The organism is Massilia sp. CCM 8734, assembly GCF_011682155.1.
GTDB classification, from domain to species: Bacteria; Pseudomonadota; Gammaproteobacteria; order Burkholderiales; family Burkholderiaceae_D; genus Telluria_A; species Telluria_A rubra.
The window spans coordinates 1-11,713 of the sequence record NZ_WHJI01000077.1; the positions used below are offsets into that span (position 1 = coordinate 1).

At 57.8% G+C, this 11,713-nt stretch carries 8 protein-coding genes; 2 read left to right on the forward strand and 6 right to left on the reverse strand.

The genetic code is table 11. The features are described from left to right. Positions 1-123: 123 nt before the first annotated feature. The 6 genes from F2P46_RS34585 to F2P46_RS34610 form a co-directional block, all read right to left on the reverse strand. Positions 124-2,235, reverse strand: coding sequence for a peptidase domain-containing ABC transporter (locus F2P46_RS34585; protein WP_166898891.1), 2,112 nt, complete (start codon positions 2,233-2,235; stop codon positions 124-126). A 51-nt stretch (positions 2,236-2,286) separates the two neighbouring features. Then, positions 2,287-3,195: an ATP-dependent Clp protease proteolytic subunit gene (locus F2P46_RS34590; protein WP_166898892.1), complete on the reverse strand. Its 909-nt coding sequence runs from the start codon at positions 3,193-3,195 to the stop codon at positions 2,287-2,289. A 135-nt stretch (positions 3,196-3,330) separates the two neighbouring features. Next, positions 3,331-3,762: a hypothetical protein gene (locus F2P46_RS34595; protein ID WP_166898894.1), complete on the reverse strand. Its 432-nt coding sequence runs from the start codon at positions 3,760-3,762 to the stop codon at positions 3,331-3,333. An 84-nt stretch (positions 3,763-3,846) separates the two neighbouring features. Next, a complete protein-coding gene (locus F2P46_RS34600; RefSeq protein ID WP_166898895.1) occupies positions 3,847-5,199 on the reverse strand; it encodes an HlyD family secretion protein in 1,353 nt (450 codons plus the stop codon). A gap of 631 nt (positions 5,200-5,830) precedes the next feature. Continuing rightward, positions 5,831-7,096 carry an IS4 family transposase gene (locus F2P46_RS34605; protein ID WP_166898902.1) on the reverse strand — a complete coding sequence of 422 codons (1,266 nt, stop codon included), beginning with the start codon at positions 7,094-7,096 and terminating at the stop codon, positions 5,831-5,833. Positions 7,097-7,495: 399 nt separating this feature from the next. Then, positions 7,496-8,221, reverse strand: coding sequence for a 16S rRNA (uracil(1498)-N(3))-methyltransferase (locus tag F2P46_RS34610; protein WP_166898897.1), 726 nt, complete (start codon positions 8,219-8,221; stop codon positions 7,496-7,498). A gap of 157 nt (positions 8,222-8,378) precedes the next feature. On the opposite strand from F2P46_RS34610, the gene tkt reads away from it, so the two are divergent. Together tkt and gap are read left to right on the forward strand one after the other, a co-directional pair. Next, on the forward strand, positions 8,379-10,376 hold the full coding sequence (tkt, locus tag F2P46_RS34615; protein ID WP_166898899.1) for a transketolase: 1,998 nt from the start codon (positions 8,379-8,381) through the stop codon (positions 10,374-10,376). Positions 10,377-10,439: 63 nt separating this feature from the next. After that, positions 10,440-11,450: a type I glyceraldehyde-3-phosphate dehydrogenase gene (gene gap, locus F2P46_RS34620; protein ID WP_166898900.1), complete on the forward strand. Its 1,011-nt coding sequence runs from the start codon at positions 10,440-10,442 to the stop codon at positions 11,448-11,450. Positions 11,451-11,713: the final 263 nt, after the last annotated feature.

Below are 11,713 nucleotides of genomic sequence, written 5' to 3' on the forward strand. Positions count from 1 at the left end.
CGCTTCATTGAATGTCCCGTTCAATTGGGTAGGGACGCTATCGCCCGCGACATTCCGATTTAAGTTGAAAAACTCCGGCATCGGAAAAGTGACGCTGCGGCGGCGGTTTATGCAACATTCAGGCTAGGCTGCCATAACGGCGGGCTCAATTGGCGAAGCGCTTCGAATTTCGACAGTCAAACCATCTTGTAAAGCAACGACGCGTTCTGCCGCGTTAATGGTTTCTGGACGATGCGCGACCATGATGCGAGTCAGTGGGAGTTGCCCCAGTGCATGATTGACTTTGCGTTCATTTTCGATATCGAGATGACTGGTGGCCTCGTCCAGCGCAAGTATCTTCGGTTGCTTATACAACGCCCTGGCAAGCAGAACGCGTTGTTTCTGACCACCCGACAGGCTACTGCCCATATCGCCGACCAAGGTTTGGTAGCCCATCGGCATAGCGGAAATCTCAGTGTGGATTTCGGCTAACAGGGCGCATTGCTGGACACGGTCAACGACGATCTGCGGATCGAAGAAACTGATGTTGTCCTGGACGGAACCTGCCAACAATACATCTTCCTGCATGACAGTGCCGACCAAGCGTCGATACGCGCTCAGTCCGATGTGATTGATCGGTATGCCGCCGATCAAGACATCACCTTCTGTCGGCTTGAGCAAGCCTAGTATAATTTTGCACAAGGTCGTCTTGCCACAGCCGCTAGGTCCCACCAAGGCAATGCTCTGCCCGGTAGGAATGGTGAGGTCGATGCCGTTGAGTACCCAGGGCTCGCCTTCGGCATAGCGGAACTTGACGCCTTTGAGTGTGAGCGTGCTGTCGAGACGCGACAAATCGGTTTCGTGGGTCAATTCCGGCTCGATTTCTTCCATCACAATATCGGCAAGACGTTCGCTGTGCATGCTGAGCATGCGGACGCTTACAAACAAATCGATCAGGCCAAAGACGCGTCCTGAAAACGTGCCGGCATAGCTCGAAAATGCCATCAGCATTCCGACGCTGAGTGCGTTCTGCATGACCAAACCGGCACCTACATAGAACAGCGCCAGGCTCTGAACACCGAACAGCGTGGTGTTGGTGACCTTGAAAAGGATCGACATCTTTTGGGTACGGATATCTCGATTCTGCACATCCATGCGCAAGTTTTGCCAGCGTCCGCTACGTTCACCCTCGCGTCCGAACAACTTGAGTGGCGTAATTGCGCGCATGGTCTCCAAGAAGTGGCTGCCTTCCTTGGCCGATAACACAAGGCGCTCCTGCGAGGCTTCCCGAAACGGCTGATAAAACGCCCAGCGCAGGCAAGCATACAGTATCACGCCAACGAGGACGATACCGGTCAATTTAGGGCTATACATCAACATCATCCCGAAAGCCAACAACCCCATCAGTCCATCCAAGGCGCTTTCGACGAACAGGCTGGTCAAAGTACCTTGGATCGCGCCGATGCTGCCGAAACGGGATACGATGTCGCCTAGATGCCGTTTTTCGAAATACGATACTGGTAAGCGGATGAGGTGACCAAAGACCCTGCCACCCCATTGGAAACCGACGTCCATGCTCCAGCGCATGAGGAACCAGCTGCGCGCCAAGCTGATCGATGTCTGGGTAACAAGCATCAGGGCGAAGGCGCCCACCAAGACGGTGAGCAGCTCCTTGTCGCCGCTGACGATGACATCATCGATCACAAATTGGTTGAACAGCGGTGCGGCGATCGCAAAAACTTCGAGCGCGAGGGCTAGCATAATCACCTGCACCAATGCGCGTCGCAATCCGATTACATGGCCAGTCAAGCTGCGAATCGATATCTTTTTGCGTTCATCCTTCGCTTCAAACGCAGCGCTGGGTGTCAGTTCCAGCGCCACACCAGTAAAGCTGCGCGAGGCTTCCATCAGATTGACGCGCCGCTCACCGACGGCAGGATCAAGAATTACCAGGAGAAGCTTGCCCTTCCAGTTCCGTTCGATTTTCTTGAGGACGACAAAGTGATTCAAGTTCCAGTGCAAGATGCATGGCAGTGCCAAGTCCGTGATTTCATCGAGTTCCAGACGCAACGGACGTGTCGACAGATGCAGTGCCGCCGCATGCCGCATCAAGTGCATTAGCGACGCACCCTTCAGACTCACGGAGAATCGGCGGCGCAACTCCGACAGATCGGTATGGTGGCTATAATGGCTGGCGATCATGCAAATGCATGCTAATCCGCACTCGCTGGATTCGGATTGAAGTATTGGTTTCATGCAGTAAATAGCCTTTTTTGAGATTCCGGTGTAACGCGGCGGCGCTGTAGACTACAGGCCTTTGATAAGGGTGCGCAGCCCATACCATTGCCGTGCAAGTCCGCTCTTCGAAAAACCCGTGCAATACTGTTGCAAATTGTGAGAGCTGCCCACATAGAGCGAATCAGGTGACAACCCGAGTGTTTTGGACAGGCGCTGCTTTTCCATGTCATTCTGCGGAAACCAAAAACGATCGATCCCTTTTACGCCCATCCACACTAGCTGGTCCTTACTTAACGCCCAACTGCGCAAACGTGGACACAGCAGATTGCCAGGAATGGTATCGATGTTGCTGACACCGAGTAATTTTTTTCTATTTGAAACATAATTTGCATAGGCGCTATGCAAATCCTGTCTAATGCCGAAATCGCGGTAAAAATCCTTTTCCTTGCGCTGCAATTCATTCCATTGTTTCAAGTGATCAGCACTTAGTGCTGGTCGTAATACTTTGTCGGCTTCATGCCCCGAAGTGGATTTTGGAATGTCTTCCGCCCGTTGATCGACATACGAGACTGTCGTCTCGTGGATGCCAATTATCGAGCCAGGTAAAACAGATTTCCGTCTTGCAGCTGCAAAAAGAAAATTGGCGCATGCGGATAGGCAGCGCCCGTCGACCACAAGAGAAATGTCGCGCTCGTAAAGGATGCGCGCCATGTCTATCGCGCTGGTTATGGTGCCGCCGCCTGAGTCGATATACAACTGAGTAACGTCGGGATGCTGGACGATCTGCGCGCGGAACGATTGGAGCAGTGTCGGGGTTATTTCTCCAATGACTGTTATAGTCGCATTGCTTTGATCGTACAGTACAAGCTGGGTTAGAGGAATGCCTGTCGCGCGTAACGCGCTGGGCGTGTATGCGGCATGTGCCATCCCAATACTCAATGCCAGCGCTGTCGCGAATGCTAAATTCAAAATACTCATTAGAAAACTACCTGATGTGATGTGCGCATGTTGGCAAGACCGTATGGTGACGGCCTTGCCATGTCCTGCAGCGAATCTATCTGCTGATCGGCGGCCGTGGGTGATGATTATCCAAGGGCATCACCGAAGTGCGCATCAAGGAATATCTTCCTTATCTTTTGGGCCGCATTTAGCCGTCGGGAGCCAAGTGCCCATCGTGGAGGTCACGGTAACGTTCGCTGTCGGAATGGGACCATTTGCGCCAGCACCCGAGGCGACAGTGTCGCCCGGAGGTTGATACGCGATGGTGATTACGCACCCCGGCAGAGCCTGCTGATAAGTTTCCATCACCCCTGCCATGTCGTAGGCGTTCTTTTGCGTGTCCGTCATACGGACGCCACGGATTTCAACGCTCTGGATTGGAGGGCCGAACCAACCATCCAGCGTCTCGTGGATCAGTTTCATCATATCCTCCCACCCACCGCCACCGGATACAGCCATGACTTCATTACTCGAAATAACACGCATTGTGATATCTTTCTTCTTGGGTTGTACCATACCGAATAGTATGGAGTTGCTGCTGTGCATGGGATTGCGCCCCTTGCACCGCTTTTGGCAAGCGGGTGAGAGACTTCTCATCCGCTGCGCCAAATTTTTACAGTCATGCGCGCTTTACCTGCGCGCCACTGCCAAAATCGGTTCCATCACCCATTCCCAGATCGCTCGACGATCCTGTAGCACGTCCGCCTCCAGTGTCATGCCGGGCTTGACCGCTTGATTCTGGCCGTAGGCCTCAATGGATTGTTTATCAAGTTTGACCTTGATGCGATACAAAGCCTCGCCGCTGGCGGCCCCCATCGCATTTTGCTGGACGCTGCTGAGAATCGTGGTGGCCAAGTTGGGCGGCAGTTCCGACGGCGCGAACGGCGTCGTGCTGACGTCGGTTACCGTGCCGTTCTGCAAGCCGAATTTTTGATACGGGTAAGCCTGATAGCGGATTAAGACTTTCTGCCCCTTGGCGACGAAGCCCGTGGTACGGCTTGGTGCATACAGGTGGGCTTCGAGTATGGAGGCAGTCACTATGCCGCTCGCCGGATCGGCCTGAGCGCCGTGGCTGCTTCCGGCCGCCGGGATCAAGGTAGCCAGAACTTGTCCTCCAATGAGCGATTGTCCAGGTTGGCTGGTCAAAGTGGTTATCGTGCCTGCCTGGCTGGTCGTGATGACTATGGCTTTGCGCCCCCCGTTCTCGGCAATTTCCTGTTGCAAGCTAGCGATGGCCCTGCTTAATTGAGCTTGCTCGGTAGCAAGGCTGTTGGTCAATGCCTGTCGTTCCGCTTCCAGCGCAATTCGGTTTGACTTTAATTGCAAGAACGTGCGCTCAATATTGCTCAGACGAGAGGCAACGTCGATCACTTCTTCCTGTTTTTGCTGAACCTGTGCGCTCGAGACGAAACCGTTGGCTTGCAACGTTTGGTACTTGTCGACGCTGTCTTGTGCCAAGCTCTGACGGCGCTGCATGAGGACGATTTCCTGTTCCAGTTGCGTCGCTTCAGTAGTCATGTTGCTTAACCGGAGCGTAATAGCGGCGGTTCTATCGTTCGCGTTGCTTGTGCGCAGGCGTTGCTCGGCCTCCAGCGTTTGCTGCCGTGTGATCAACTGTTGAGCAACCAGCGCCGTAATTTCCCCGCCCCCGCTTTGGCGCTCTGTAGAAAGTTGAAACAGTTGCTGACCGGCAGCTACGCGATCACCTTCCTTGACATTGCTTTGAATAAGTAGGGCTGCATTCGGGGCAACAATGCTGATGCTGCCTCCTACGGGAATTAGGACGCCACTGACGCGCGCCTTTTTTGTCATGCTGCCAGTTACGGCAAATACGATGAAGGCGGTGGCGATCATGGTGGCAATGCAGGCGATGAGCCAACCGGAAATGGGCTGAGCCAATCGGATCGCCCCCATCCACTGCTGACTCAGAGAGGCCGTTACTTCTGGACGGAACAGCGGTGAATTTTTATCGGTGCTTGCCATTATGCAGGAGAATATATTTTTTAAACAATCATGCAAAGATATTAAGTGTAAAGTTTTTTAATGTAAACAGTGAATCTTACATTTTTGTCGCATCCAGGGCAGGATTGATTCCACTGTAGTATTTATGCTGAATCTTTATTCGTTAAGGGTAAAGTGGCAGCAAATTGTGGCCAATTGATGTTTTTTACGGTCAGAAGATTTTTGGCTCTATGCCGTTGCGAGTGGAAATTGACACGGCGGCGGATGCGTGATGCTGCCAAACCGAGCGGATTCCCCCGCCCCTAGCCCCGCCCCCGAGGGCGGGGAAGTCCTTGCCGCCGGACGGGCTCGCGGGCCGGATGCCAACCCCGCATCCAACCCTAAGCCCTTGAGCGTAAAGGCTTTTTCGATGCCCTCAAGGGTTCGCTGCGCCGGGCTCCGCCCGCCCTTGACCGCACCGAAAATGCCGTTACCCTTGCGACCTGCAACCCGGCCGTGCATCAGGAAGGGCAAAGCGCGGCTTGTCAACTTCCACTCAAAAGGGCATTGGGCCAGATTTTTTGCTTAGGAGTTATCGTGTAATGCAATTGTGAATTGTGTACTCAAGTTAGGCCGGACGCAGGCAATCCACCGAACTTAGCAGCGCCTGAATTCAGCATGGTTTGTTTGCCATCGATTTATGCGGCTTCGGTCCATTCCGATTCTTCCTTTGCTTCGTTTTCATCACACCTGGTTGGTGCGAGTAGGTTCGTCGGGCAATGAGGTCAAGTGCGTCATGTAACAGCATGGCGACCACCTCGCACAGCAGCAACGACGGCAGCAGCGGCTTGAGAATGGAATGAACGGCGGCGCGGTTAATTTTGCGGGTTGGCGATGGCGGCGACTTTCTTGATGCAGCCTGTGTCAGTAGCGCTTGCAGGTTATCGCACAGGATCTTTGCAGCGAAGTCCTGCATTGCTGCCAGTTGCGACAGGCCCGAGACGTGCTCCAGATTGAGCCGGTGTTTGAGCCGCTTGAAGGCCTCTTCGATACGCCAACGCTGGTGGTAAAGGTCGCCGAATACGTCGGCCGGAAACGCATCCGAATCAAACAGGTTCGTCATTAACACACGCACCTTGCCAGTCGATGCGACGTGTCGCACCAGACGTACCCGCTGGGGTTCGGCGGGACACTCGAAGTCGGCTGCATCGCGGCGATCTGGTGCGGCCAGCGTGACGATCTGATCGTGCTGGCCCGAGAGCAGGAAATCGCGTACGCAGGCGAAACCGGCGTTGCCGGACTTTTCAACGCGCATGCAAAACTTGATATTGCGCGCGTTGAGCGCAGCTACCAGCCAGCGACACGGATAGCCCCGGTCCATCAGCAACAGGTCGTCGCTGTTGAGGCTGTCGAGATGCTGAAACAGCATCTGACGCTCGTTCTCCTGGACACTGTGCAGCGACGCTGCCAGCATCATTTCGGCGCCCGGAAGATAGAGGCCGAAGGCGATCTGATCTGCACTGGCGGCACGGGGAACGTGGCTGTCACGCCAGCCGAAACGCAGGGTTGACGCGTCTGCGGCTACCAGGCGCAACTGGTGCCAACGCGGAACGTAGCCATCGGCATCGGCACGTGCAATGAGCCAGTCGTTCAGCGAGGGGATGGCGGTGGCGGACAGCTTGGAGCGGGCCTTGGAAAATGCCTGCTCCGAGACGTGCCGCGCCAGTTGTGCTTGCTGTTGCAGGTGCGCGAAGAATTCATCAAGCTCCGTCTGGATGCACTTGCGCATGCCAGTGAGCATCACTGCAATCAGGGTCGGCAGTGGCAGCTTGCGCCGCCGCACAAATGCGTTACCGGCGTCGGCGTGGCGGGCAAGATCACGAAATTGAGCAGAGTGCATGTGGGCGGAAAATGCGGCAAACAGAGAAGGTAACGACATGGCGGCCAATGAAGATCAAAAAGACCTTCATTGGCCGCCGCCCTGCTCGCGAAAAAAGCCTCGCAATCAGGGCGGCGGCCGCGCGAAGCGGCGATTCTGTCAAGAACTATTTCAACTAAAGTAGTGCCAATGGCGGGGGAGTGCTTAAGTTCGGTGGATTGGCTTTAGCTCCCATTGGCCCTATCTACCGGATCGCGTTCGCGAACGGTAGTAAGTAAGGAAACGATTTTTCTGTAGGGGAAGCGCCGGGATGTGCTTGTGCGAGTATCGGCGAGCCACGGAGTAGGGTCGAAACCCTCAACTCTGGACGAACATGTCCTTGATAGCGGCACGGGGCCGCCATGGACAACCGGTGAAACAAGATGGACCGCAGATAAGTGTATAACGATGGCGCTGGTGTTACAGGCCGCCCCAGAGGGCATTGAGGGCGGCCACGGCGGCGATGCCGGCGGTCTCGGTGCGCAGGATGCGCGGCCCCATCGACAGCGCCAGCGCGCCGCGCGCCATGGCATGGTCTTCTTCCTGCACGCTGAAGCCGCCTTCCGGGCCGATCATCAACGAGAGCGCCTGCGGCGGCTGGTGCCTGGCCCAGTCGGCCAGCGACTGGCCGCCGCGCGGACTGAGCAAAATGCGCTTGTGCATGTCCTGCTGGGCGCTCCACTGGTGCAGGTCGTCGACCGGGGCCAGCCGCGCCAGGCGGTTGCGCCCGCTCTGCTCGGAGGCGGCCACGATCACGCCCTGCCAGTGCGCCAGTTTCTTTTCGGCGCGCTCGCCAGATAAGCGCACCACGCAGCGCTGGGCCGCCAGCGGGGCGATCGCCGCCACTCCCATCTCGACCGCCTTTTCGATGATCCAGTCCATTTTGGAAGCTTCGGGCAGGGCCTGGGCCAGGGTGATTTGGTAGGGCAGTTCGACATCGCGCGCCACAAACGCCTTGACGGTCACGCTGGCGCGGCGCTTGTCCACGCTGGCCAGGTGGGCGATGTATTCGCCGCCATCGCCATTGAACAGGCACAATTCGGCGCCGACCTGCAAGCGCAGCACGTGCAGATGGTGGGCGACCGCTTCGGGCAGGTCGAGCGTCAGTCCAACCGCCAGCGGCACGGAACAATAGAAACGGGGCATGAAATCCTGTGAAAGAGTTGAGGGCGTAGTTGAGGCCGGCGGACGCGGCAAGTGCTTCATTTTAATTCGCCACCCCATGGTCTGGTAAAATACTTGACCCGGTACGCCAAGCAGCGCCACCCGCATTTCCAATCCTACGACCTCACAGATTCGACCCATGAAAACGACGCTCCCTACCACTTTGATGGCCAACGCGATCCGCGCGCTGGCAATGGACGCAGTGCAACAGGCTAATTCCGGCCACCCAGGCATGCCGATGGGCATGGCGGAAATCGCGGTGGCGCTGTGGGCCGGCCACTACAAGCACAATCCGTCCAATCCGAAGTGGCTCAACCGCGACCGCTTCCTGCTCTCGAACGGGCACGGCTCGATGCTGCACTACGCGCTGCTGCACCTGTCGGGCTACGACCTGACCATGGCCGACCTGAAGAATTTCCGCCAGATGCATTCGAAGACCCCGGGCCACCCGGAAGTCGACATCACGCCAGGCGTGGAAACGACCACCGGCCCGCTCGGCCAGGGCATCGCCAACGCGGTCGGCATGGCCTTGTCGGAATACCTGCTGGCGGCTGAATTCAACAAGCCGGGCTTCGACGTGGTCGATCACTACACCTACGCCTTCCTGGGCGACGGCTGCCTGATGGAAGGCATTTCGCACGAAGTGTGCTCGCTGGCCGGCACCCTGGGCCTGAACCGCCTGATCGCCCTGTACGACGACAACGGCATCTCGATCGACGGCAAGGTCGAAGGCTGGTTCACCGACGACACCCCGAAACGCTTTGAATCGTACGGCTGGAACGTGATCGCCGCCGTCGACGGCCACAGCGTGGCGGCGGTCGACGCTGCTATTTGCCAAGCGAAGCTGTCGTCGAAACCGACCCTGATCTGCTGCAAGACCATCATCGGCAAGGGTTCGCCCAACCTGCAAGGCGGCGACAAGGTGCACGGCGCCGCGCTGGGCGAGAAGGAAGTGGCGGCCGTGCGCGAGCACCTGCTGTGGACCTCGGTCCCGTTCGAGATCCCGGCCGAGGTCTACACCGCCTGGGACGCGAAAGAGCACGGCGCCGCGCTGGAAGGCGAGTGGAACACCAAATTTGCCGCCTACCGCGCGCAATACCCCGAGCTGGCCGCCGAATTCGAGCGTCGCATGAAGGGTGAACTGCCGGCTGATTTCAACGCCACCCTGGACGCGGCGATTGCCGCCTGCGTCGAAAAGAAAGAAAACATCGCCACCCGCAAGGCCAGCCAGAACGCGATCCAGGCGCTGGCGCCGAGCCTGCCGGAATTTTTGGGCGGCTCGGCCGACCTGACCGGTTCCAACCTGACCAACTGGAAAGAGTGCATCGCACTGCGTTCCGGTAAACCTGGCAACCACATCAACTACGGCGTGCGCGAGTTCGGCATGAGCGCCATCATGAATGGCATCGCCCTGCACGGCGGCTACATTCCGTTCGGCGCCACCTTCCTCACCTTCTCCGATTACAGCCGCAACGCGCTGCGCATGGCCGCGCTGATGAAACTGCGCTCGATCTTCGTGTTCACCCACGACTCGATCGGCCTGGGCGAAGACGGCCCGACCCACCAGTCGGTCGAGCACGTATCGTCCTTGCGCCTGATCCCGAACCTGGACAACTGGCGTCCGTGCGACACCGTCGAGTCCGCTGCCGCCTGGGGCGCCGCCGTCCAGCGCAAGGATGGCCCGTCGACCCTGATCTTCTCGCGCCAGAACCTGCCGTTCCAGGAACGCACCGCGGCCCAGATCGCCGACATCGCGCGCGGCGGCTACGTGCTGCAAGACGTCGCCGGCGCCAAAGCCATCCTGATCGCCACCGGTTCGGAAATCGAACTGGCGACCAAGGCGGCCAGCGCGCTGGCCGCCGAAGGCATTTTGGTACGCGTGGTGTCGATGCCGTCGACCGACGTGTACGACCGCCAGGACGCCGCCTACAAGGCCAGCGTACTGACCCGTGGCGTGCCGCGCGTGGCGATCGAAGCGGGCGTCACCGACTTTTGGTATAAATACGTTGGCCTGGAAGGCGCCGTGGTCGGCATCGACACCTTTGGCGAATCGGCGCCCGCGCCGGTGCTGTTCAAGCACTTCGGTTTCACTGTCGAGAACGTGGTTGCCAAGGTCAAGTCGGTACTGACGAACTAATTGAAGCGCAGGCGGCGCCCGGGCGCCGCCGCCCACCCATTTTTATCACTCAGGAGCAAAGTAATGACGATCAAAGTTGCAATCAACGGTTATGGCCGTATCGGCCGCAATGTCCTGCGCGCTTTCTACGAAGGCGGCAAGAAACACGACATCCAGATCGTGGCGATCAACGACCTGGGCGATGCCAAGTCGAACGCGCACCTGACCCGTTACGACACGGCGCACGGCAAGTTCCCGGGCACCGTCACGGTCGAAGGCGACAACATGATCGTCAATGGCGACGCGATCCGCGTGTTCGCGCAGCGCAATCCTGCTGAAATTCCATGGGGCGAGCTGGGCGTGGACGTGGTGCTGGAGTGCACCGGTTTCTTCACCACCAAAGAAAAAGCCTCGGCCCACCTGAAAGGCGGCGCCAAGAAAGTCATCATTTCGGCGCCGGGCGGCAAGGATGTCGACGCCACCATCGTGTTCGGCGTGAACGAAGGCGTCCTGAAAGCGACCGACACGGTCATTTCGAACGCCTCGTGCACCACCAACTGCCTGGCCCCGCTGGTCAAGCCGCTGAACGACGCGATCGGCCTGGAAACCGGCCTGATGACCACGGTGCACGCCTACACCAACGACCAGGTGCTGTCGGACGTGATGCATGAAGACCTGCGCCGCGCCCGTTCGGCCACGATGAGCATGATCCCGACCAAGACCGGCGCCGCCGCCGCGGTCGGCCTGGTGCTGCCTGAACTCAATGGCAAGCTGGATGGTTTCGCGATCCGCGTGCCGACCATCAACGTCTCCCTGGTCGACCTGACCTTCATCGCCAAGCGCGACACCACCGTGGACGAAGTCAATGCCCTGATGAAAGCGGCATCCGAAGGCGCGTTGAAAGACGTGCTGACGTACCAGACCGAGCCGCTGGTATCGATCGACTTCAACCACAACCCGGCCTCGTCGAATTTCGATTCGACGCTGACCAAGGTGTCGGGCCGCCTGGTGAAAGTCTCGTCGTGGTACGACAACGAGTGGGGTTTCTCGAACCGCATGCTGGACACCACGGTTGCACTGATGAACGCCAAGTAATTTTCGGCCACATCGACAAAGACGCCCTCCGGGGCGTTTTTTTTTCGCGCTGAAGGCGCTGGCCGGGCAGGCGCCCCACAAACCGGGGTCAGAGCTTTAATCAGCAATAATTTGCCCAGATCCCCCACCGGGGTCAGACCCTGACCCTTCCCCTCAAACGTCATATGTCTTGATCATATTTCGTAGCTGGGTGAGGGCCTGAGCAAGCTCATGAAGAGTCATTCGCTTTTGATGCTCCTCGATCCAACGACGAGCAAGCGTAA